The 20,747-nt window shown below is 72.6% G+C and carries 23 protein-coding genes; 14 read left to right on the forward strand and 9 right to left on the reverse strand.

Features of this window, described 5'->3' with window-relative positions; translation table 11 throughout:
- Positions 1-269: 269 nt before the first annotated feature.
- Together ACIRST_RS15040 and ACIRST_RS15045 are read right to left on the reverse strand one after the other, a co-directional pair.
- Complete coding sequence (locus ACIRST_RS15040; RefSeq protein WP_402802645.1) at positions 270-2,186, reverse strand: OmpL47-type beta-barrel domain-containing protein; 1,917 nt, start codon at positions 2,184-2,186, stop codon at positions 270-272.
- Positions 2,187-2,325: 139 nt separating this feature from the next.
- Positions 2,326-3,699: an MFS transporter gene (locus ACIRST_RS15045; protein WP_402802647.1), complete on the reverse strand. Its 1,374-nt coding sequence runs from the start codon at positions 3,697-3,699 to the stop codon at positions 2,326-2,328.
- A 56-nt stretch (positions 3,700-3,755) separates the two neighbouring features.
- On the opposite strand from ACIRST_RS15045, the gene ACIRST_RS15050 reads away from it, so the two are divergent.
- Positions 3,756-4,148 (forward strand): MerR family DNA-binding protein, encoded by a 393-nt coding sequence (locus ACIRST_RS15050; protein ID WP_350524088.1) that lies wholly within the window; start codon positions 3,756-3,758, stop codon positions 4,146-4,148.
- 104 nt (positions 4,149-4,252) lie between these two features.
- The gene (locus ACIRST_RS15055) at positions 4,253-4,483 is read left to right on the forward strand and encodes a hypothetical protein (RefSeq protein WP_402802649.1); all 231 of its coding nucleotides are present in this window, start codon (positions 4,253-4,255) and stop codon (positions 4,481-4,483) included.
- On the opposite strand, the gene ACIRST_RS15060 is transcribed toward ACIRST_RS15055, so the two are convergent.
- Together ACIRST_RS15060 and ACIRST_RS15065 are read right to left on the reverse strand one after the other, a co-directional pair.
- Positions 4,445-5,158 (reverse strand): creatininase family protein, encoded by a 714-nt coding sequence (locus ACIRST_RS15060; protein ID WP_402802650.1) that lies wholly within the window; start codon positions 5,156-5,158, stop codon positions 4,445-4,447. The genes ACIRST_RS15055 and ACIRST_RS15060 overlap by 39 nt on opposite strands.
- Before the next feature lie 17 nt (positions 5,159-5,175).
- Positions 5,176-6,459, reverse strand: a complete 1,284-nt coding sequence (locus ACIRST_RS15065) for a tetratricopeptide repeat protein (RefSeq protein ID WP_402802651.1) — start codon at positions 6,457-6,459, stop codon at positions 5,176-5,178.
- Between the two features lie 174 nt (positions 6,460-6,633).
- Here ACIRST_RS15065 and ACIRST_RS15070 point away from each other — a divergent pair, with 174 nt between their 5' ends.
- The 3 genes from ACIRST_RS15070 (at position 6,634) to ACIRST_RS15080 (ending at position 7,881) form a co-directional block, all read left to right on the forward strand.
- Positions 6,634-7,098 (forward strand): ATP-binding protein, encoded by a 465-nt coding sequence (locus tag ACIRST_RS15070; RefSeq protein WP_402802652.1) that lies wholly within the window; start codon positions 6,634-6,636, stop codon positions 7,096-7,098.
- Positions 7,099-7,291: 193 nt separating this feature from the next.
- Positions 7,292-7,606, forward strand: coding sequence for a hypothetical protein (locus ACIRST_RS15075; protein WP_402802653.1), 315 nt, complete (start codon positions 7,292-7,294; stop codon positions 7,604-7,606).
- Between the two features lie 116 nt (positions 7,607-7,722).
- Positions 7,723-7,881, forward strand: a complete 159-nt coding sequence (locus tag ACIRST_RS15080; RefSeq protein WP_402802654.1) for a hypothetical protein — start codon at positions 7,723-7,725, stop codon at positions 7,879-7,881.
- Between the two features lie 139 nt (positions 7,882-8,020).
- On the opposite strand, the gene ACIRST_RS15085 is transcribed toward ACIRST_RS15080, so the two are convergent.
- Positions 8,021-8,503, reverse strand: a complete 483-nt coding sequence (locus tag ACIRST_RS15085) for a MarR family winged helix-turn-helix transcriptional regulator (protein ID WP_402802655.1) — start codon at positions 8,501-8,503, stop codon at positions 8,021-8,023.
- Between the two features lie 43 nt (positions 8,504-8,546).
- Between ACIRST_RS15085 and ACIRST_RS15090 the strand changes: the two genes are divergently transcribed.
- From ACIRST_RS15090 to ACIRST_RS15105, 4 genes are all read left to right on the forward strand, one after another.
- Positions 8,547-9,578: an alpha/beta hydrolase gene (locus tag ACIRST_RS15090; RefSeq protein ID WP_402802656.1), complete on the forward strand. Its 1,032-nt coding sequence runs from the start codon at positions 8,547-8,549 to the stop codon at positions 9,576-9,578.
- A gap of 120 nt (positions 9,579-9,698) precedes the next feature.
- Entirely contained in the window at positions 9,699-11,120 is a 1,422-nt protein-coding gene (locus ACIRST_RS15095) for an SMI1/KNR4 family protein (protein WP_350524082.1), read from the forward strand.
- 115 nt (positions 11,121-11,235) lie between these two features.
- Positions 11,236-11,676 carry a VOC family protein gene (locus ACIRST_RS15100; RefSeq protein ID WP_402802658.1) on the forward strand — a complete coding sequence of 147 codons (441 nt, stop codon included), beginning with the start codon at positions 11,236-11,238 and terminating at the stop codon, positions 11,674-11,676.
- Positions 11,677-11,852: 176 nt separating this feature from the next.
- Entirely contained in the window at positions 11,853-12,776 is a 924-nt protein-coding gene (locus ACIRST_RS15105; RefSeq protein WP_402802660.1) for a hypothetical protein, read from the forward strand.
- A 75-nt stretch (positions 12,777-12,851) separates the two neighbouring features.
- Here ACIRST_RS15105 and ACIRST_RS15110 read toward each other — a convergent pair whose 3' ends face one another.
- The 3 genes from ACIRST_RS15110 to ACIRST_RS15120 all read right to left on the reverse strand — a co-directional run bounded on the left by ACIRST_RS15110 (position 12,852) and on the right by ACIRST_RS15120 (position 15,815).
- On the reverse strand, positions 12,852-13,592 hold the full coding sequence (locus ACIRST_RS15110; protein ID WP_402802661.1) for a dienelactone hydrolase family protein: 741 nt from the start codon (positions 13,590-13,592) through the stop codon (positions 12,852-12,854).
- A gap of 433 nt (positions 13,593-14,025) precedes the next feature.
- On the reverse strand, positions 14,026-14,781 hold the full coding sequence (locus ACIRST_RS15115) for a trypsin-like serine protease (protein ID WP_350526087.1): 756 nt from the start codon (positions 14,779-14,781) through the stop codon (positions 14,026-14,028).
- A gap of 221 nt (positions 14,782-15,002) precedes the next feature.
- Entirely contained in the window at positions 15,003-15,815 is an 813-nt protein-coding gene (locus ACIRST_RS15120) for a phytanoyl-CoA dioxygenase family protein (RefSeq protein WP_402802662.1), read from the reverse strand.
- Between the two features lie 142 nt (positions 15,816-15,957).
- Between ACIRST_RS15120 and ACIRST_RS15125 the strand changes: the two genes are divergently transcribed.
- Positions 15,958-16,368 carry a PPOX class F420-dependent oxidoreductase gene (locus tag ACIRST_RS15125; protein ID WP_402802663.1) on the forward strand — a complete coding sequence of 137 codons (411 nt, stop codon included), beginning with the start codon at positions 15,958-15,960 and terminating at the stop codon, positions 16,366-16,368.
- 73 nt (positions 16,369-16,441) lie between these two features.
- Positions 16,442-17,170: an SDR family oxidoreductase gene (locus tag ACIRST_RS15130; RefSeq protein ID WP_402802664.1), complete on the forward strand. Its 729-nt coding sequence runs from the start codon at positions 16,442-16,444 to the stop codon at positions 17,168-17,170.
- A gap of 14 nt (positions 17,171-17,184) precedes the next feature.
- On the opposite strand, the gene ACIRST_RS15135 is transcribed toward ACIRST_RS15130, so the two are convergent.
- Positions 17,185-17,673, reverse strand: coding sequence for a tyrosine protein phosphatase (locus tag ACIRST_RS15135; RefSeq protein ID WP_402802665.1), 489 nt, complete (start codon positions 17,671-17,673; stop codon positions 17,185-17,187).
- Between the two features lie 385 nt (positions 17,674-18,058).
- Between ACIRST_RS15135 and ACIRST_RS15140 the strand changes: the two genes are divergently transcribed.
- The 3 genes from ACIRST_RS15140 to gndA all read left to right on the forward strand — a co-directional run bounded on the left by ACIRST_RS15140 (position 18,059) and on the right by gndA (position 20,732).
- Positions 18,059-18,889, forward strand: coding sequence for a hypothetical protein (locus tag ACIRST_RS15140; RefSeq protein ID WP_402802667.1), 831 nt, complete (start codon positions 18,059-18,061; stop codon positions 18,887-18,889).
- 123 nt (positions 18,890-19,012) lie between these two features.
- Positions 19,013-19,276, forward strand: coding sequence for a hypothetical protein (locus ACIRST_RS15145; RefSeq protein WP_350526093.1), 264 nt, complete (start codon positions 19,013-19,015; stop codon positions 19,274-19,276).
- A 10-nt stretch (positions 19,277-19,286) separates the two neighbouring features.
- The gene (gndA, locus tag ACIRST_RS15150) at positions 19,287-20,732 is read left to right on the forward strand and encodes an NADP-dependent phosphogluconate dehydrogenase (RefSeq protein ID WP_402802668.1); all 1,446 of its coding nucleotides are present in this window, start codon (positions 19,287-19,289) and stop codon (positions 20,730-20,732) included.
- Positions 20,733-20,747: the final 15 nt, after the last annotated feature.

Raw genomic sequence — 20,747 nt, forward strand, 5'->3', positions numbered from 1 at the left:
TCCTTCCAGAGAAGATGACACTCTGAGTATCTGAAGGTCACATACTGTGACCCGGCCCCAACCTGTACCACCCCGTCGCACGGCAACCGCTCCGGCACGCCGTCCGGCCACGGCCGACGCGTCCCTGACAGGCCATCGGACCAATCCTCGCCGCGCGAGTGGCCGAAGTGCCGACGCTCAGCCCGGTTGCGCCGACCGGGTACGGCACGGGCCCGGGCCACCGTGTGGTGGCCCGGGCCCGGGTGGCGGCGCAGCACGCGCCTGGCCGGTCAGCCCTCCTGGGTCTCGTGCCAGGGCTCCGGGGAGTGCGGGTCGAGGTCGATCCGGAACTCCAGGCAGTTCACCTCTTCCACGTTCTGAGCGTGGTCGACCGAGCGGTACTCGACCTGGTGCCGGCCGTTGCCGCTCACCGTGAACGGCCCGGTGTAGGGCGTCCACGCGCCGCCGTCGACCCGGTAGTCGGTCATCGCGACACCGCTGATGTCGTCGGTGGCGTCGAGGGTCACGGTGACGTCCGAGTGGAAGACGCCGTGCCGGTCGGGGTGCGGGTGGGTGCGTGCCGTGGTGACCGGCGGGAGCGTGTCGAGGGGCAGCTCCATGACGGCGTCATCCATCGTCATCTCGTTCTCCTCGGTCGGCGCCGGGACGCCGTTCGCGCCGGAGTGGGCGATCGAGCCGCCGCGCAGCTGGATGCTGCCCCAGTCGTCGTGGCCGGGCAGCAGGGTCTGCACCGTGTCGTTGTTGGTGTCGAACGCGACGGTGTTCTGGCTGATCATGCCGTCGCAGTTCCAGTCGACCTGGCCGGCGCCGGACTGGACGGTGACGAACCGCGAGCCCTGCTTGGTGTTCGGGCACCAGTGCGCGACGTCGTAGCCCGAGGTGCTGGGCGGGAACTGGCGCTCGTTCAGCGTGGGCTCGTTCAGCGTGCCCACCTGCCGGGAGTAGTCCATGATCCCTGTGGTCGTGCCGATCGACAGGCCGCCGAGCTGGTAGGAGTAGTTCATCACGCTGAAGTACTGCGGCTGGTGGTTGGGCGTGTCGGCGTTCCCGGCGTGCTTCAGGCCCAGATTGTGCCCCAGCTCGTGCATCAGGGTGCCGGCCTGCTGGTCGAGGTCGCCGACCTGGTTGGCGAAGCTGCCCAGGGTGACGATGAAGTCGCTGCTCGGGGCCCCGGCGGCGATGCCGCTGTAGGTCACGCCGGGCTGCAGGTTGTGGGCCGAGATCGCGTAGTGGAAGATCGAGCTCCGGCCGGTGCTGATGAAGCCGCCCTTGGCCGTCTTGATCTTGTTGAAGTCGTCCCAGAGGTAGCGCCCGTTGGCGTCCACCGTCCCGAGGTTGGCCGCCTCGGTCTGCTTCTTCGCCTTGCTGAGCGTCCCCCAGGTGGTGTTCTTCGAGAAGTCGAGGATGCTGTCCGGGCCCTCGTCGACGTGCAGGTTGATCCCCGTGGTCGGGCTGTGCCGGTTGTACGGGGAGTTCTTGAAGGCGTCGACCACCTTCCTGATCGCGTCGCTGGTGAGCGCGTGGCTGTGGGTGTCGTCCGCCATCCAGTCGACCTGGACGAAGATGTCCGGCTTGTTGACGTCCGCGCCCATCGCCTTGAGGTCGATGAACTGCGCGGGGCTGCCGTCGCTGGGCTGGATCGTGACGCCGTTGCGCTTCCAGTCGTCCGGGATCCCGTCGCAGGTGGTGGAGTTGCAGTCGACGGTGAAGGTGACGGGGGTGAAGGGGTCGGTGCCCCCGGTGTGGCTCACCACGTAGCCGGTGGGCGCGGTCTCGGTGAAGGTGTTCGGCTCGTCGAGCGGGGCCGGGACGTTCCAGCCGAGCGTGACCACGGTGCCCTGGCTTTCGCCGGCCACCTGGTAGGTGACGGTCCCCGACGCGCCGGCGGAGCCCCTGCACACGCCCACGTTGAACTGTCCGGTGCCGCCGAGAGCGGCGAGCCGGGCCGGCGGGTTCGTGTTGGCGCACCCGTCGGTGATCTGGAGGTTGACGAAGGTCAGGTCGCGGTCGCTGCTGTTGACGAGGTTCACCCCGACCAGGCCGCCCGCCCGGCGCGCGGCCGCCGCGGGGGTGATGGTCGCGACGAGGGTGAGCAGGGCGAGGGCCAGCACGAACAGGGGTGCCGGGCTGGGGTGTCGGAGGAACCGTGGGAGCACGGCGGCGCCGGGAGGACGATCTGCAGTCATGGCATCACGCTAGGTGTCCGGCCGTCGCGAACCTGTCATGCCCCGTCGGACAGTCACCCCGACGGCGGCCAGCCGGGAGCGGGCGGCCGCGTCCGCTCCCGGTCGGCGGCACCGTCCGCTTCCGGTCGGCGGCGTCGGATCAGACGCCGGACGGGGCGTCGGATCCGGCGCTGGAGGGGCCTTCGGACGAGACGCCGGACGGAGCGACGGATCGGCTGTCGGACGTGACGCCGGCGGCCGTACGCACGGCCGGGACCGCGGGCGCGCTCGCCCGCCGACGCCGCCGTCGCACGGCGTGCCAGCCGCGGAGCGAGGCGGCGAGGGCGGCCGTGAGGATCATGGCGAGGCCACAGCCGACCAGCAGGACCGGCGCCGCCACACGGTTCAGGAGCAGCCCGCCGAGCGCGGCCCCCAGCGGCGAGGCCGTGATGAGCACCGCACTGCGGGCGGCGAGCACGGTGGTGAGCGATCCGCTCGGCGCCCTCTCCTGGAGCAGCGCCAGCGACAGCGCGGAGTACGGTCCGTAGACGACGCCGGCCGCGGCGAAGCCGATCAGTGACGGGACGGCGGTGTGGGCGACCGCGAACGGCAGCAGGCCGATGCCGTGGCCGGCGACGATGGCGAGCATGGTCGGCCACAGCGGCAGTCGCCCGGCGGCTCCGGCACCCAGCGCCCCGACGACGGCTCCGGCGCCGAACGCGGCCCAGTAGGCGCCGAGCAGGCCCGCGCCGTCGTCCAGGGAGTGCGCGACGAACAGCGGCAGGGCGACCTCGACCGGCCCGTAGGCGAGGTTGAACAGCCACGTCAGCACCAGCAGTCCGAGCAGTTCCGGGTGGCGCCGGAACACCCCCAGCCCCTGCCGCGCCCCACCGGTGCCGGGCGGCCCGGCCGGTGCCGCCGGCAGGGCGATCCGGCCGACCTGCACCGCGAGCACGGCGAAGGTGACCGCGTCCAGGCCGATGATCCACGCCGGCGACACCACGCCCGCCAACAGGCCTGCCAGCACCGGGCCGAGCACGGTCGCGCTCGACAGGCTGGTGCTCAGCACGCTGTTCGCGGCCAACCGCAGACCGTCGTCCAGCAACGGCGCGAACAGCGCGTACTTGCCGGCCTTGCCCCAGGCGTGGAGGAACGAGGACGCGCCCAGCAGGACGACGTAGCCGACCGGGCCGAGCACACCGGTCAGGTACCCGACCGGGACCGCGCCCAGCAGCAGGGCCCGCAGGACGGCGTCGGCGACGAGCAGCCGCTGCGCCGACAGCCGCCGCAGCCGGCGGCCCAGCACCAGCGCGCCGAGCGCGCCCGGCAGGGTGTACGCGGCCACACAGATCCCGACCAGCGCGCCCTGACCACCGCGCGGGGCCAGCGAGAGCGCCAGCCAGGCGACGGCGACGGTGCTCATGCCGTCCCCCAGGTCCGACAGGGCGAAGACCGGCAGCAGGCGGCGGAAGGGGCGGACGGCGAACAACGGGCGGTAGGCCCCGGGCAGCACGTGCCCCAGAGATGAGAACATGCACGTCACGGTCGTGCTTCAAGCGCGCGTGAAGTCAACCCGTCGGGGGCGTGGGCGTGCGGTACCTGGGAATTGGCGAGCTGTCACGGACCGTCGGGGTCCGGGCGTCCGCGCTGCGCTACTGGGAGGAGCGCGGACTGCTGCCGGGCGCCCGGCGCGAGGCAGGGCGCCGGGTCTGGCCGGCCGGTGCGGTCCGGCGGGTCGCGCTGATCCGGATGGCGCAGCGGGCCGGCTTCACCCTCGCCGAGATCGCCGCCCTCCTGAACGACGACACCTCACCCGGGGCCACCCGCCAGTGGCGCGAGCTGGCCGCCCGCAAACTCCCCGAACTCGACGAGCACATCGCCCAGACCCAGGCGCTGCGCCGGGCCGTCGCGGACTGCATGGCCTGCGGCTGCATGAACTTCGACCAGTGCGTGCTGCTGACGCCCTCCGGCGAGGCACCCTGACGCCTGCCCCCGGGGGGCAGGGACTGTGCCCGCAACAGGTTCGCTGATCTACCTCTGAGGCGCCGGTCCGTTGTCCGTCCTGTCAGTTGAGGCAGGACGGACCCATGAGCGTAGTCAAGATCAATATACCGACCGCTCCCGCCGAGCACCGCGAGGTGCTGGAGAAGCGCTTCGCCTCCGAGTCGGCCCACCAGCACGGCGGTGACGGCGAGGCCCCGAAGCGCCCGGCGGCCTCCGGCTCCACCCTCTGGTCCTTCGGGCCCTTCCCCTGTCGGGGCAGGGCCCGAAGTGCTTGCTCAGCTGCCCGCGATGAGAGAGAGGTGGGCAGCGGCTGACCGGGACAGGCTGTCGAGGAGGGCTTTGCCCTTCGCCGCTGTTCCGAGCGACGGCTGTCCGATGATGCCGTTTGTCGTGTAGCCGGCCATGCCGAGCGTGAGCAGGTGCGGGCGCTCCGGGGCGGAGTGGTCGGCTTGCGCGATGCCCTCGCGGATGAGCTCCGGGGTGCCGTGGAGGAGGAGCGACACCTCCAGTTCGCCGCCGTGCATGTCCTCGGCGCTGCTGCTGTCCAGCCCGGCTGCTTCACGGGCCTGGTGCCAGTCTTCGCGGGCGGGGAAGAGGGCGACGCGCGGGCCGGAGGTGTTCGCCTCCTGGACGACGTTCGAGAGGACGTAGTTGCCGCCGTGGCCGTTCACGATGAGCAGGCCGGGAACGCCGGACGCCTGGAGCGACTTCCGGATGTCGTTGACGACGGCGTAGAGGGTGGCGGCGCTGATGCTGACGGTGCCCGGCATGTGGGCGTGCTCGTGGGAACAGGACACCGTGATGGGCGGCAGGAGGAACAGGTTGTAGTCGGCGGCTATCCGCTGGGCGATGAGACTGGCGACGACGGTGTCCGTGGTGAGCGGCAGGTGGTCGCCGTGCTGCTCGAAGCTGCCGACCGGCAGCACAGCGACCTTGGCGCCGCGCCGGCGTTCGTCTGCGGAGGTGGCGGCCGTGATCAGTGCGTCCATGGCCCCACCCTCTCTCATCAGCTTGTTGCAGGTCGAGAGGCAGCGGTGCCGCTCATCAGCTTCAAGCGGCCGGTGAAGGTGGCGACTTCGGTCACGGTGCTCCACTGCTGAAGAGCCTTGTCGGCAGCGAACAGCTCCGCCATAGCCCGGGCGGACTCGGTGTCGATGGCGATCGACAGCGCACGGTCCGCCGCCGCGGCGGCCTGCTCCGGCTCGCCGGACACCGCATAGGCGCGTGCCAGCCGTGAGAGGTACACGCCCTGGTCGTTGCGGTAGATCGGCGGCAGGCTTTGAAGCTCGGCCTCGAACATGCCCACGGCCGTTCGCGGATCGCCGAGTTCGATCAGGCAGTTCGCGCGCTGCATCTCGATGTAGGTCGGGGTGCAGTACGCCAGATCAAGGGCGTCGTCCGCATGTGAGTCGTCGGATTCGGCTGCGAGTTCGTGGGCCTCGTCGAACTTCGCCTGGGCGAAGCGCAGGTTGCCGATGAGGGCGTGGCCCTGGGCTTCCTGCTGTGCGGCGAGCGCACGGATGCGAAGCGTCGCGCCGGCCGACCGCTGGGCAGCGCGGGCAAGACTGACGGCCTTCTGCGTGTTGCGTTGAGCGGTGGCCTGGTTGCTCTTCCGGAAGAGCACATAGGCGGCCATGACGTCGTCCCCGGTCTCCTGCGCCCACTCCATGGCGCGGTCCGACCAGTAGAGTGCCTGGCCGAAGTCCCCGAGATCCTGGTTCAACCAGCCGAGGAACTCCGCGGTACGGGCGCCGATGGTGAGGAGTTCATCGCGGGCGCGGCCGCCGACGTTCACCTGGAGGCGGTCGAGTAGCTGGACGTGTCGGGTCACCGCGTCGAGTGCGTGGCGGGAGCCGAGCAGATTCGCAGCCTTGTAGTGACCGGGCATCAGGCTGCGCAGATGGCTCACGAAGAAGTCGGGGTCGATCGGTGCGCTGAGCCCCTGCCCACCGATGGACGGCTCGATCGATCGCGGTCGGACCTGCGGGGCGGCTGGCGCTTCCTGCTCCCATTCCCGAGACGCCAATCCGAGCATGTGGCCAGGGATGTGCAGCCCGTCCGCGATGCGCTCGATGACGTCGATCTTCTCGATCCTCGGCTTACCCGCCATGACCTCGCCGACGCGGCTCGGCGTCATGTCACAGGCGCGGGCGATGCGCGAGGGATAGATCCCGGCCAGCTTGAGCAACCGGAAGATGGCGGCGAAGTCTCGTCTTCGACAGGCGGCGATCATCTCCGGGCTGGAGAGCAGACCAGGCGGAAGCCGGTCCGGAACGCGCGCCTCGGTCACCGCGGCCCCCGCTGTCGATGATCGATCACTGCACGGAAGTTGATTGCCTGTGAGTTTACCCACGGTGGGTATTCAGCTTGGGTACGAAGTCCACACTCCCTCTCGGCAACCTGGAGTCAAGGGCCGGAACGTCCAGGTTCCGTGCTCCCTTTGGGCGCTGGGAGGGTGGTGCACATGCTCAGCTTGGGAGAACCCCAAGTCACCGCTGAGTCGCCTGAGGCGGACGCCGGGATAGCTGCATTCGACGCAAGGCTCACCCGTCACCGGAAGTCCGCCGGAACGGCTCGAAGTCACCTCCGCGCCTTCCTCGCCGGCGTGCCCGGTGGGGACGCCCTCGTGGATGACGCCCAGGTCGTGCTCGACGAGTTGGTGACCAACGCCGTGACGCACGCCCGCGTGCCGCGGGGGCGGCGAATCGGCATCCGCTTCGAGATGGTGCGCGATCACCTCCGCCTGGAGGTGCACGACGCGAGCAGCGAGAAGCCCGCGATCCGGCCATCCACGGGCGCGGATTCCGAGTCGGGGCGGGGGCTGTGCCTGGTGGAGGCCCTGTCCGTGGAGTGGGGCTTCATGCCTCGTCCGGAAGGCATCGGGAAGATCGTTTGGGCGCTGGTGGGCCCGGGAGGTGGTGTGGCGTGAGCACGAGGGCGTCCGGGTCGGCGGCGACCCGGTGCTTCGACTGCGGCGCGGGGCCCGCGGGCGCGTCGGCGCTTGTCGGCGAGGTGGCCCGGTTCGGCCGGCCCTCGGTGCGGGTGCGCGTGGAACTGGAAGTCGTGGAGCGAAGGCCGGGCGGACCCACGGCCAAGCGCCGCAGCCCGAGGAAGGGGAAGTCGTGACCGACACCTTGCACACGGCCACGTCGAACGTGCCGTACCCGTTCCCGGTGATCGCGGAAGTCCGCGGTGTGACGACACCCGCGCGCTTCAGCAGACTGCCAGAGGCGATGGCCGCGCTCCTGAAGACCTTGAGCGCGCTGCCGCTCAGCCCGGACCAACAGGTCTACTTCGCCGAGCTGTTCGGGCCGCCGGCGGTACAGGCGATCGGGCACCGGCTTGCAACGCACGGAGAGGTGCGGGCCCTGGCCTTCCTCGACCTGACCCCGACCGTGGTCCGTCTGTACCCCGCCGACCCCGGGGCACCGCAGTGATCCGGCACCTGCGGGCCCGGTGGGACCGCGCCTCGACCTGGTGGCTCTTGGACGGCCAGTTCTCCTGGCCGGTGCGGGCCGTCTCACCGGGGCGCCGAGCCGCACACCGTGACGTGATGGCGTGGTGCGACGAACCTGGTTTCGCCGACGACCAGCGATCGCAGCTGATGCGGCGCATCTGGCGCGAGGAGACCGGAGTTGATGACCCCCTGATCGGCCTGAGCGAGCCGGAGCTGTTCCGCCGGATCTTCGGCTGTGAGGAGCCGACGCGGTAGCGCACCTGAGCTGATCAGGGACAACTGAAGACGTGCCGGACCACCCCAAGACCTTGACGGGAGAGGGGCGGTCCGCGCGGCTGCTCCTGCCACCGCCCCCGGGGAGAGGTGCGGTGGCCCGGGGCTGAGTTGACGGGGGTCAGCCGGCGGGGGTGCCGATCTGGTCGCGTTCGAGGGCGGTCCGCAGGGTGGAGAAGGCCTGTGCGACGGCTGTCAGCGCGGGGCCGTCCAGGGCGCCTCCGAGCAGTTCGGCCAGACCGTCCGTGAAGGTGCGGTCCGCCTCCTCGACGAGCCGTGCGCCGTCCTCGGTCAGGGCCAGCAGTGAGGAGCGGCGGTCAGCCGGGTTGGGCCGGCGGACCGCCCAACCCTGCTTCTCCAGGCGGTCGATGCCCTTGCTGGTCGCGCCGACGCCGATGGCGAACTCGGCGGCGAGGTCCGCCACCCGGCACCCGGGGTGGTCCCGCAGGTAGGCCAGGAACTCGTACTGCGAGGTGACGATCCCGTGCCGCGCGCGGAGGCGGTCGCTGAGGGCGTTGTAGAGGCGCGTCTCGCACCGGACCAGGTCGGCGAACAGCTCGGAGAAACCCGCTGCCGCGGCTGCTCCGCTCGATGTATATTCCACGGCATATAGTGTACAGGAAGCTACTTCTGGCAGGAGTGTGCCCATGAGCAGGGAACAACGCATCCGGGTCGACGAGATCCTGAGGCAGCCGGGCCCGGACGGCCCCCACTCGGTCGAGGAGCTCCGGGCCGGATTCCGGCAGCTGATGGCCCGGATGATCGTGCCCCACGACCGCATCCGCACCTCGCCGACGACGCTCGGCGACCGGCCGGCACTGCGCGTCGAGCCGACGGAGGGAACGGGCCCCGGGCCGGACGGTGGCTCCGGCTCCGGCTCCGGCTCCGGCTCCGGCTCCGGCTCCGGCTCCGGCTCCGGCTCCGGCTCCGGCTCCGGGACGATCCTCTACTTCCACGGTGGCGGCTGGGTCTTCGGCTCGCCCGAGACCGCGCTCTCGCTCACCGGGAACCTCGTGGCCAGGACGGGCCTCGGAGCGTACTCGCTGGACTACCGGCTCGCCCCCGAACACCCCTTCCCCGCCGCGATCGAGGACACCCTGAGCGCCTACCGCGCCCTCCTCGACCGCGGTGAGGACCCCGCCGCCATCGTCCTCGCGGGAGACTCCGCCGGCGGCGGCCTCGCCGTCACCACCTGCCTCGCCGCCCGGGACGCGGGGCTCCCTCAGCCCGCCGCCATCCTGGCGTTCTCCCCCGGCACGGACGCGACCCGGACCGGCGGGAGCATGGAGACCAAGGAGGGCGTCGACCCGATCTTCACCCGCGCGGCCCTCGGCCACACCGGGGCGATGTACCTCGCCGGAGCCGACCCGCGCCACCCCCTGCTGAGCCCGGCCGTCCACGCCGACCTCACCGGCCTGCCCCCGATGCTGATCCAGGTCGGCACCAACGAGGTGCTGCTGGACGACTCCACCCGCCTGGCCGCGCGGGCGAGTGCGGCGGGCGTGGACGTCATCCTCGACGTCACCGCCGACGCGCCGCACGTGTTCCAGGCCTTCGCCGGCGTCCTCGACGAGGCGGACGAGGCACTGGACCGTGCCGCCCTGTTCCTGCGTCAGCGGATCCGGGCCGGTGGCGCCACGCGCCGGACCACGCCGGACACCGCCGGTCCGACGGGCTGACCCGGGGCCGTTCGGGCACAGCGGACTGTCAGTGACGGTCGGTACGGTCGTACGGACCGCAACCCGCAACTCGTCTCCACCCGACCTGATCCAACCCGTCGTTCCGTTCGGAGGACACCCGTGCAGACGCTCCACGCCTTCACCACCTGGGAGCCGCTGCTGACGCTCCTGCGGGCCGAGCACGCCGACCGCCTGGCCGGCGGCACCGGCCACGTCGCGGGAAGCATCAGCCCGACGGGGTGGAGCCTGAGCCTGCCGCTGACCGACCGGCTCCCACCGCGAGGGGAGCCGATGGTGTTCCCCGACCGGCAGCCCGTCACCCGCGCCGTGGCGCCGCTGCAGCGCGCGCTGGCGGAGGCGGGCGTCCGCGAGGTGATGTTCGGAGCGGACATCTCGCCGGACGGGCGGACCGTGCTGCACCTGTTCGGGACCAGCCCGGCGGTGGCGTCGGCGTTCGGATCCCCGAGCCCCGGCACGCTCCTCCTGGTCGACGACGCCGTCGCCGAACCCTGGCGCCGCCCGCCCGCTCCGGCGTCCGGGGCGGTGCCGGCGCCGTCGGCCGACCCGGGCCTGCTGGAGCGGACGCTGCGCGAACGGCTGCCGGACGCCGTCGGTGCGACGGAGGAGGAGATCGCCGCCGCGGAGGTGCGGCTCGGCGTCACGCTGCCCGAGGAGCTCAAGGCGCTCTACCGGGCGACCCGGGTGCGCCCGGCCGGGCCGGACGGCTCCGGGGACTGGGAGGCCGACTTCGCGGAGCAGCAGGCCGCCGAGGCTGCCGTCGGCTGCGAACTCTCCCCGCTGGAATGGCTGTTCACAGCCGACGCGGACACACGGCCGTGCCCGTGGCAGTACGCGGCGACCGAAGCGGTCGCCACCCCGCCCGACGCAGCCGTCCAGGACCTGGTCGGCTCGCCCGGCTGGATCGGCTTCGGCAGCAACGGCGGTGACACCTTCGCCGTCGACCTGACGCCCGGACCGCGCGGCCACCTCGGGCAGGTCATCCTCATCGACCACGAGCAGCACATCGGCGCCGAACTGTACGGCGAATCGCTGACGGAGCTGGTCCTGAACGGCTTCGAACGCTGTGCCCCGCGCGGCCGTGACCGGCAGCGGCTGCCGGTCACGGCTCGGGTCGGCGACCACCACGAGCTGTCCGATCTCACGTCCGCCGCGCACCCCGCTCTGGAGGTCGTGGAGATCTTCCGCCACGGCGGTGCGCCGCTGAGCCTCGCCCCCGTCGCCGGGCTGCCGAGGCTGCGCACCCTCACCGCCCACCCCGGCACGCTCGCCGACCCGCTGGAGGTCACCGGCCTGGGTGAACTGGAGTACCTGGGGCTCGGGGTGGAGGAATGGCGCGCCCTGCTCGACGCCGGGGCCGTCCCGCCCACGCTGCTCGCCGCCTGCGTCGAGGTGCGCGGCGACGAACACCCGTCGACGGTCGTCGACATGGCCAACGAACTGCTCGCCCTCCGGGGCCGCCCGCTGATCCCCCGCACCACCGTCCACGGGCGGCTCCGGCTCGCGGACCCGTCCGGGAGGTGACCGGCGGGCGGCCCGGGGGATCAGAGCGGTCACGGGTGTCGAGAACCGGCCGCCTGCGCCGTCCCCGGTATACCGGTGGCCTCGGAGGGCCACGCAGCGCAGAGGGAGAACCGTCATGACGCTCCAGCGGATGGACAACGTCGGCATCGTCGTCGAGGACCTGGACGCCGCCGTCGCCTTCTTCACCGAACTCGGCATGGAGGTCGAGGGCAGGGCGCGGATCGAGGGCCTGTTCGCGGACCAGGCCGTCGGGCTCGACGGTGTCCGCAGCGACATCGCGATGATGCGGACCCCGGACGGCCACGGCAAGTTGGAGCTCGCGCAGTACCACGCGCCCGCGGCGGTCGGCGCCGGGTCGGACGACCCGCCGCCGAACACGCTGGGCCTGCACCGGGTCATGTTCGCCGTCGACGACATCGACGACACCATCGCCCGCCTGCGCCCCCACGGCGCCGAACTGCTCGGCGAGGTGGCACGGTACGAGGACCTCTATCGCCTCTGCTACCTCCGCGGCCCCTCGGGCATCATCGTCGCCCTGGCCGAACGGATCGGCTGACGGCCCCGTGCAGCCGGCCCGCAGGCACTCGGGACGGTCCGCCGGACGGACCAGGAGGACAGGCGACCGGCCGGGTGTGCCCCGGGTTTGCCCTCTGGTCCCTCGTCCCGTCGCTGCCGCCGTGGCTAGGTTGGGCGGCAGCGACCGGAACGGCAGGCAGGAAGGGCAGCCAGGACGTGCGCGAGACACGCAGGGCCACCGAGCAGCAGACGACGCCGACCGCCGCCGCCGGGCGCGCGGCCCGCCCCGCGGGCCTGTTCGCGCAGCAGCAGCGGGTGGGGAACGCGGCGGTGACGCGCCAGGTGCAGCGCCGGAAGGCCGGCCTGGACGAGCACTACGCCACGCGGCCCACCGAGCACCCCGAGTGGAAGCCGTACCAGGAACTGACGGAGGCCGCGGGCATTCCCCGGCCCCAGGCCGACGCCGCCTGGCAACTGCTGCTCGGCGGGGTCGACTCGCAGGGTGCGATCAACGACGAGGCTGCGGCGAGGACGAGCGACCGCCAGGAGCAGCGCGAACTCCGCGCGTCCAACTCCTGGTACCAGGAGTTCGTGCGGCTCATGGCCGAGCACCTGGAGATCGGGACGCCCACCATGGCCCTGTGGGCAGGCGGCATCGAGACCAGCGAATACGCGTACCGGAAGGGCCACACGCCGGTGGCGCGGACCCGGATCGGCAGCGTGCTCAACGTCCTGGAACTGCACCCGAACTGGAAGCTCACCGGGCCGATGTGGAGCCTGGTGTCCAAGGCCTTCGTGTCCCGGGCGACCGGCCCCGTGCACATCTTCGTACGGGCCTACGACCCGGACAGCATCCTCATCAGGCTGGAGGTCCCGCACCTGCGGCTGGTGCAGCAGCTGAACCCGGACGTGAAACTGATCTGGCACCCCGTGTACACCGCTCCCGACGGGCAGTTGAGGGAGATCTCGAAGGACTACCGACTCGTCGACAATGCGGAGTACGACGGGCGGGACACCTGTGTGCGTGTCCTGTTCCAGTACCTCAGGCTGTTCCACGAGGAGAGCAACACCAAGGCCGCCCCCGCCCGCACGAGCATGGAGAAGCTGATCGTTTCGAACGGCCACAAGGACGGCGTCTGACGCGGCGGCCTCCGGGCCCGGCCCAGGGCCCCTGCCGGTCGGCAGGGGCCCAACCCGCGGCCCGGGGGCCCGACCTCACTTCAGGAGGTGCCGGGCGAAGAACTGGGCGGCGGCGTCCCCCGCGAACTGCGGGACGCCGGTGTGCCCGCCGAGGTTGGCGTTCAGCGTCTTCTCCTGGGAGCCGAAGGCGTCGAACAGGTCCAGGGCCGCCTGCCGGTCGTTGCCCTCGTCGTCCCACTGCAGCAGGACGTGCAGCGGAATGCCGACCTGGCGGGCCTCCTCGAACATGACGGCGGGCACGAAACTCCCGGCGAACAGGACGGCGGCCTCGATGCGCGGCTCGACCCTCGCCAGCCTGGTCCCGATGGCGATCACTCCCCCCGAGTAGCCGACCGGGCCGCCGATCTCGGGCAGCGCGAGGAGGGCGTCCAGGGTGGCCTGCCATTCGGGGACGGCCTTGTCGACCAGCGGGAGGATGAGCCGGTCCACGATCTCGCCGCTGACGGGTTCGCCGGCTTCCAGCGCCCGGCGAAGGTCGGCGCGGGCCTGTTCGGCGGTGGCGGAACGGGGCCGGTCACCGCTTCCGGGGAGCTCGATGGTGGCGGTGGCGAAGCCGTCCGCCGCGCAGTGCCGGGCCCGGGCCAGCACTCGGGGGTACATCCGGGGCAGTTCGCCGGGGTGGCCCAGCAGGATCAGCGGCACCGGTGCGGACGGGGAGGCGGATGCGGGCGTCCACAGGACGCCGGGGATCTCGCCGAGGGTGAATTCGCGTTCGAGGACGCCGTCGTCGAGGCGCTGCTCGGAGGTGAAGTGCATCGTCGTGCCTTTCGGGAGTGCTCGTGGAACGGCGCTCCCGGGACGACCTATCGCCCGACCGTGACCCCGGAGGGGAGCACCCATGTCGATACTGCGTTCACGGGTACCACCTCCTTGTTCTCTCGCACGGCCTCCGGAAACGTAGCAGGCGGTCTCGGGGGGCCCCCCACCGGTTTTTTGGGGCGGCCGGGGGCCGGGGGGGGGGGGGGCCCCGCCCCCCGGGCCCCCCCGCCCCCCCCCCCCCCGGCGCCCCCCCGGCCGCCCCCCCCCCACCCCGGCCGCCGTAACCGTCGCGGGGGGTCGGGGGGCCCCCCAACGGGTTTTGGGGGGCCGCCGGCGTCCGTGGCACGGGCGGCCCGATGCCCTCGGGCCGCCCGTGCCGCACCCGGTCCGGCCGCACCCTGTCCGGCCACACCCCGGTCCCACCGCCGGGCTAGGACAGCAACTGTGCGGGGACGTCCGTGGCCCGGGTGAACACCGAGACCGGGTGCTGGGTGTCGCAGTACTTGTTGCCGGTGGAGACAACGCCGATCAGGACCCCGCCGACCACCAGCGGCCCGCCCGAGTCCCCCTTGCAGACGCTGTCCGTCGTACCGGCCTGCGGCAGGCCGCAGACCTTGAGCAGCGGCGAGTCATCGGACGAGGTGAAGGGGTCGCAGGAGGCCGGCGGAGCCAGCGTCAGCACCGCCTGCTTGAGGTGCGTGCCGGGGCCGTCCGCGCCGGTGCGCCCGAATCCCAGCAGGGTGGCCTGGTTCCCGTACCGGTACAGCGCCTCGTCGCCCTTGCGCGCCACCCGGACCGTCTTGGACGGCAGCGGACGGTCCAGGACGAGGACGGCGGAGTCGTGGTCCAGGCCGGAGGTGAAGCGGGGGTCCACCCGGTAGTCCTTCACCCGGCGGACCTGGCCACCGGAGCCGGTCAGGTCGGTGCGGCCCGCGATCACCCGCAGCGAGCGCGGGTCGTCCGCCTCGCTGACGCAGTGGCCCGCGGTCAGCACCTTGGTCGGCGCGATCAGCGCGCCGGTGCACCACTGCTCGCCCGCGGCGGTCTGCAGCGCCACGACGAACGGGTGGGAGGCGGTCGTGGTGTCCGATCCGCCGTGGACGGCGGCGGCCGGCGCGGCCGCGGCGGCCACCAGGGCGGCAGCGGCCAGCAGGACGGTGACCGAGCGTCGGTTCGAGGTACGCATTGAGGAGGGCTTCCTTCCGGTGTCGAGGCCCACAGACTGGCCGTCGGCCCGTCCCGCCCGCCACCCCTGCCCGGCGATCCGGGACGCCGGAACACCGCTACCCACTCTGACCTGCGGATTCGCCGCCGCCTGGAACGCCTCGACGGAACGTCAGGGGGCCTGGAACGGACCTCCGCCCCTCCTCACACCCGCCCCCGCCCGACCACGGTCGTGCAGCGCTGTTACCCGGCGGCGCGCCCGGTGCCGTCCCCGTCCGGGCCGGGGGTGTCCAGCCCCAGGCCCAGGCGGATCGTCGTCTCCACGGGCGAGTACGCGCCGTCGGCCCGCTCCAGTTCGTACGGCGCGGCCGGCATCAGCGGCGGCTGGGCCATGAAGCGCGGCCGCGCGCCGTGGTGCGGTTGCGCCGCGTGCACCAGGAACGGATGGCAGAGGTAGACGTCGCCCGGGGACCCGGTGGCGAGGGCGATCGGCCGGTGGTCGGACGCCGCCACCAGATCGGGCGCGATGACCAGCCCGCTCGCCCCGTCCTCCCCGTGCTGCTCCAGCACCTTCGGCACGTCGAGGTGCGAACCGACCCGGATCCTGGTCGGGGCGTCCCCCTCACCGACCTCGCTGAACAGGAACAGCATCAGCAGCGCCCGCCCCCGGGAGCGCAGGTTCGTGAAGTACCAGGTCTCGCCCTCCGGCAGGTAGCTCCCCTCGATGTGCCAGCCCGCGTCGTCCGGTTCCTGCTCGTGCGGGAAGCGCAGCGGGAACGTGCCCAGCGAGTACCGCGGCTCCCACCGTCCGGCGCCGACGAGCAGGTCGTACGCGCGGTGCAGGGACGGGGAGTTCGGGGCGGCGGCGAACGGCCCCTGCGCCATGCCGGCGACCCAGTGCACGGGCTGCGTCCACGTCGACGGGTCGTCCGGGTCGCAGCCCGTCTCCTGCCACAGCAGCCGCGCGCAGTCCTCCGCCACGCGCGGCGCGACGGCGCCCTCCATCTTCACGAAGCCGTCGCGCAGGAACCGGGATACCAAGGTCGTGTCATCCATGCCCCCATCGTGCGGCGGCACCGGTCCCGGCCGCCCGACATTTTCCGTACCGCCTTCGTCGGGTGGATCTCCCGATCCCGCTGACCCATGACGCTCCGACGGCCTTGACCTCAAGCGCGCATGAGCTTCTAGGGTCGGCGGCATGATCTTCACCGACAGGGAACGCACGTACCTCGCCGCCCAGCCGCTGGCCCGCCTGGCGACCACCGGTCCCGACGGCGGTCCGCAGGTCCGCCCGGTGGGCTTCCGGCTCAACGACGACGGCACCATCGACATCGGCGGGCCGGCGAACGCCCGCAGCCGGAAGTACCGCAACGCCCAGGCCCGCCCCGAGGTCTCGGTACTGGTCGACGACCTGGCCCCGGCCGACGACCCCGTCGCCGGGGGGTGGGGGCGCGGCATCGAGGTCAGGGGCCGGGCCGAGGTGCTGGCCGTCGACGTGCCGCCCGTGTCACCCGACCACTTCAGCACGGACATCATCCGCATCCACCCCCGCCGGGTCATCACCTGGAACCTGGAATCGCGGGGGACCACCGCCCGCGACCTCGGCTGACACCCCGTCCGGCGACGCCACGGTGACGTCCACCGCGATGCGAGCAACACCAGGACTTCGAAGGAGTACGCACATGGATCTGGCCGGCAGGACCGTGGTGGTCACCGGGGCCGGGCGCGGGTTCGGAAGGGCGTTCGCGCTGCAGGCGGGTCGGCTGGGTGCGCACCTGTTCCTCTCCGCCCGCACTTCGGCCGCCGCTCGGACGGTGGCCGAGGAGGTGGTGGCCGACAGCGGTGCGCGAGTGGACGCGTTCGCCTGTGATCTGGCAGACCCGGCCACCGTACGGGGCTTCGCCGAGCAGGTCGCCGCGCACACCGACCGGGTGGACGTGTTGGTCAACAACGGCGCCCGGTACCTGGCCGGCCCCGACCTGTGGGACGCCGACGACGAAGCGATCACCGACACCGTCGCCTCCGGGGCCACCGGCACCCTCCTGACGGTCAAGCACTTCCTGCCCCTGCTGCGCGCCTCCGAGGGCGCGGACGTGGTCAACCTGGTCTCCTCGGCCGCGGAGGCCCGGGACCACCGGTCCCCGGCGCACCCCGCGTTCTACGCGGCCAAGGCCGCCCAGGCGGGCTTCGCCGACGTCCTCTCCCACCGGCTGCGCCCCGAGGGCATCCGCGTCATCTCGCTCTACCCGCCGGACTTCACGGACGGCGACCCGCTCCACGCCGGCTGGGACGGTGCCTCCCGGACCGCACGCGACCCGCTGACCGCCCGGTCCGTCCTCGACTGCGTCCTCTTCGCGATCGGTCAGCCGCGCGACTGCTTCATCCGTTCCTTCCACTTCGAGCAGTTGTAGAGCGGTCGGTCGCCTCACCGCTGTGCGAGCAGTTCCGTCGTCCACGCCCGCTGCTCGGCGGTGTCCGGGACGGCGAGCCCACGGGCTCGTTCGATCAGGTTCCAGGCGGTGTCGGGATCGACGCCGTCCAGGACGAGGAGTGCGGCCGCGAGCAGGGACGAACGTCCGATGCCGGCCCGGCAGTGGGTGACGACGTGTGCCCCGTCGCGCAGCCGTCCGGCCAGCCCGTGCAGGGTGGGCAGGACCGCGGCGCGATCGGGGACGGTGCGGTCGGGGACGGGTATCGCGACGAACTGCAGCCCGGCCGCGGCGGCGGCGCGGGGTTCGTCCGCGAGGCCGAGTTCGTCGAGTTCGGGTCCGGTGAGCGCGCAGACCAGGACGTCGACGCCGTGGTTCCTCAGCGCGGCCATCTCGTCGTCGAGCCAGTCGTGGCCACGGGGTCTGGCCATGGTGCTCAGCCGTCCCGGGCCGGGGTGGTCGATGGTGAAGAGGGCGGGTCGCATGTCGGCAGCACTTTCGGTCGGTGGGGTCGGGTTCGGTGGGGTCGGGTGGTGGTCGGACGGTCGAGCGGGCAGCGGTCGACCGGGGCGCGGCAAGTCGGCTGCGGCTTCGACGGGTTCGACGGTTCGGCGGGTTCGACAGGCTCGACAGGCTCGACGGTTTGGACGTCGTCGATTCCCTGACGGCGCGGAACGCGCAGCGGACGCAGGCCGTCCGGGGGCCGGCACTGTTCGAAGAACGAGTGGCAACGCAGCCCCGTGACCGAGATCGTAGTACTGCCGTGCTTCGCCGGTGTCCGCGCCTCCGCCCCCCGATCCCCCGCGACCCCGGCCCCCGGCCCCCGATCCCCCGCGGCCACGCCGGGTGCCCCTGTGCTTGGGTGGTGGGGTGACATCTGCCGAACGCCTGACCTCCCGAGCCCGGCACGGCGGGCACCGCGAGGTGCTCCCCGAACTGCTCGCCCTGGCCACCGATCCCGCCGCACGACCCGACCCGGCGTGGGAGGCCGGAGCCGCGGCCGTCCAGATCCTCTGCTGGGAGGACCGCTTCGCGGAGGCGGGCGAGCTGGCCGAGCTGCTGATCGAGCGTCAGGGACCGGACGGCGGGGACCTGTGCGACCAGGACGTGCCGTTCGACGAGGCGTTCCTGGTCGCCCAGCTGTACGCGGGCGTCCCGGCGCAGCCCAGGCTGCGTGCCGCGGCCGCCCGCGTTCCGGAGGGCCGGATCCTGCGGGACCGGCTGCTCTGGCTGGCCGAGCAGCTCGACCTCCGCCCGGTGGAGTGGCTGCTGCCGTGCCACTACGACTGGGGCGGGCCGCTCGTACCGCGGGAGGGCGTGATCGGCGAGTGGCTGCTGGACCGCGAGTTCGCGGCGCTGGCGCCGCGCGAGAAGCGGGTCGCCTGGGAGGCGGTCGCCCGGACCAATGACTTCGCCCGCGCCCGCGAGCTGGTCGAGTCGCTCGGTGAGCTCCCGGAGCAGTACTACCTCTGCCTGTGGCTCGCCGGCTGGTACGCCGTCGAGGGCGATGTCGAGGGCGGCGAGCGGATGCTGCTGGCCGCGCACGGGCGGTGGTGGCCGTACATGCGGTGGGACGCGATCCCGACCTCCGAGGTGGTGCAGCCGACACTGCGGCGGGTGGTCACCGACCGGGTGCGGGAGCACTTCCTCACCAGGCCGATCGGCCCCGAAGCGGCGGCCCTGGCCACCCGGACGGAGTAGGCCCGGGCCCGGCGGCTCCCCCGCCCCGGCGCCGTTCGCGTGCGGGACGCCCGAACCCCGGCAGAATCGATGGGTGGGGGCGGCCCCGGCTGCGCCGCAGGCGCTACGTGAGAGGACCATGTCATGCCCGACTTCCACCCGAAGCACGACCACCTGATCGTCAAGCCGATCGGCGGGGCGGCCCCGCAGGACCCGGACCGGTGGAAGGGCGAGGTGGTGGCGGTGGGGCCCGGCCGGCCCCTGGGGAGCGGCAAGCCGCACCCGGTGGACGTCAAGGTCGGCGAGCGGATCCTCTTCAACCTGCGCGCCGGGGCGCAGTTCGAGGCGGACGGAGAGCAGTACGTCGAACTCCCCGAGGACGAGGTCCTCGCCCTCTCCGCGGAGTAGGAGGCCCGCCATGACCGCACAGGCACCGGCCCGGATCGGCGTCACCGGCCTGGCCGTGATGGGCCGCAACCTGGCCCGGAACTTCGCCCGCCACGGGCACCGCGTGGCCGTGCACAACCGCACGTGGGCGCGGACCGCGGCGCTGCTGGAGGAGTTCGGGCACGAGGGCGACTTCGTGGGCGCCGAGACCACGGAGGCGTTCGTCACGGCCCTGGAACGCCCCCGGCTGATCGTGATCATGGTCAAGGCCGGGGCCCCGACCGACGCCGTCATCGACGAACTGGTGCCGCTGCTCGACGCGGGCGACGTGCTGGTGGACGGCGGGAACGCGCACTTCCCCGACACCAGGAGGCGCGAGGCGGCCCTGCGGGAACGCGGACTGCACTTCGTGGGCAGCGGGATCTCCGGCGGCGAGCAGGGTGCGCTGGAGGGCCCGAGCATCATGCCCGGCGGCACACCGGAGGCCTACCGGCTCGTGGGGCCGCTGCTGGAGGACATCGCGGCCGAGGTCGACGGCAAGCCCTGCTGCACCCACGTCGGGCCGGACGGCGCCGGCCACTTCGTCAAGATGGTCCACAACGGGATCGAATACGCCGACATGCAGCTCATCGCCGAGGCGTACGACCTGCTGCGGCACGGAGCCGGACTGCAGCCCGCCGCGATCGCCGACGTCTTCCGGGCCTGGAACGGCGGACGCCTGGAGTCCTACCTGATCGAGATCACCGCCGAGATCCTCGCCCACACCGACGCGGCGACCGGCAAGCCCTTCGTCGACGTGGTGCTCGACCAGGCCGAGCAGAAGGGCACCGGCCGCTGGACGGTCCAGAGCGCGCTGGACCTCGGCGTGCCCGTGAGCGGGATCGCCGAGGCGGTCTTCGCCCGCGCGCTGTCCGGCAGCGTGCCGCTGCGCCGGGCCGGCCGAGGCCTGCCCGGCCCCACCGAGACCTGGCTCGACAGCGCGGCGGCGGACCGGTTCGCGGAGGACGTCGAACAGGCCCTGTACGCCTCGAAGATGGTGGCCTACGCCCAGGGCTTCAACCAGATCCAGGCCGGCAGCGCGGAGTACTCCTGGGACATCGACCCCGGCGCGATGGCCACGATCTGGCGCGGCGGCTGCATCATCAGGGCCCGGTTCCTGGACCGGATCAGGGCCGCGTACGAGGCCGACCAGGAGCGCCCCACGCTGCTGACCGACGCGCACTTCCAGGAGGCGCTCGGCTCCGCGCAGTCGGCCTGGCGGCGGGTCGTCTCGGCGGCCGTCCAGCTGGGGGTGCCCGCACCCGGTTTCGCCACCGCGCTCGCCTACTACGACGGCCTGCGGGCGGGGCGCCTGCCGGCCGCGCTGGTGCAGGGCCAGCGGGACTTCTTCGGCGCGCACACCTACCACCGGGTCGACCGGGACGGGACCTTCCACACCCGCTGGGAGGTCCCGGACCGCCCGGAGGAGGAGCGCTGAGGCCCGGGAGCGGGC

The sequence above is a fragment of the Kitasatospora sp. NPDC101447 genome (genome assembly GCF_044767225.1).
Taxonomy (GTDB): domain Bacteria; phylum Actinomycetota; class Actinomycetes; order Streptomycetales; family Streptomycetaceae; genus Kitasatospora.

Coding starts and splice junctions, on each gene's coding strand:
- ACIRST_RS15045 (WP_402802647.1), bottom strand. CDS start 3,699: ATGTTCTCATCTCTGGGGCACGTGCTGCCCGGGGCCTACCGCCCGTTG.
- ACIRST_RS15110 (WP_402802661.1), bottom strand. CDS start 13,592: ATGCACTTCACCTCCGAGCAGCGCCTCGACGACGGCGTCCTCGAACGC.
- ACIRST_RS15145 (WP_350526093.1), top strand. CDS start 19,013: ATGCCCGACTTCCACCCGAAGCACGACCACCTGATCGTCAAGCCGATC.
- ACIRST_RS15130 (WP_402802664.1), top strand. CDS start 16,442: ATGGATCTGGCCGGCAGGACCGTGGTGGTCACCGGGGCCGGGCGCGGG.
- ACIRST_RS15070 (WP_402802652.1), top strand. CDS start 6,634: ATGCTCAGCTTGGGAGAACCCCAAGTCACCGCTGAGTCGCCTGAGGCG.
- gndA (WP_402802668.1), top strand. CDS start 19,287: ATGACCGCACAGGCACCGGCCCGGATCGGCGTCACCGGCCTGGCCGTG.
- ACIRST_RS15115 (WP_350526087.1), bottom strand. CDS start 14,781: ATGCGTACCTCGAACCGACGCTCGGTCACCGTCCTGCTGGCCGCTGCC.
- ACIRST_RS15090 (WP_402802656.1), top strand. CDS start 8,547: ATGAGCAGGGAACAACGCATCCGGGTCGACGAGATCCTGAGGCAGCCG.
- ACIRST_RS15040 (WP_402802645.1), bottom strand. CDS start 2,186: ATGACTGCAGATCGTCCTCCCGGCGCCGCCGTGCTCCCACGGTTCCTC.
- ACIRST_RS15060 (WP_402802650.1), bottom strand. CDS start 5,158: ATGGACGCACTGATCACGGCCGCCACCTCCGCAGACGAACGCCGGCGC.
- ACIRST_RS15100 (WP_402802658.1), top strand. CDS start 11,236: ATGACGCTCCAGCGGATGGACAACGTCGGCATCGTCGTCGAGGACCTG.
- ACIRST_RS15080 (WP_402802654.1), top strand. CDS start 7,723: ATGGCGTGGTGCGACGAACCTGGTTTCGCCGACGACCAGCGATCGCAG.
- ACIRST_RS15055 (WP_402802649.1), top strand. CDS start 4,253: ATGAGCGTAGTCAAGATCAATATACCGACCGCTCCCGCCGAGCACCGC.
- ACIRST_RS15135 (WP_402802665.1), bottom strand. CDS start 17,673: ATGCGACCCGCCCTCTTCACCATCGACCACCCCGGCCCGGGACGGCTG.
- ACIRST_RS15125 (WP_402802663.1), top strand. CDS start 15,958: ATGATCTTCACCGACAGGGAACGCACGTACCTCGCCGCCCAGCCGCTG.
- ACIRST_RS15120 (WP_402802662.1), bottom strand. CDS start 15,815: ATGGATGACACGACCTTGGTATCCCGGTTCCTGCGCGACGGCTTCGTG.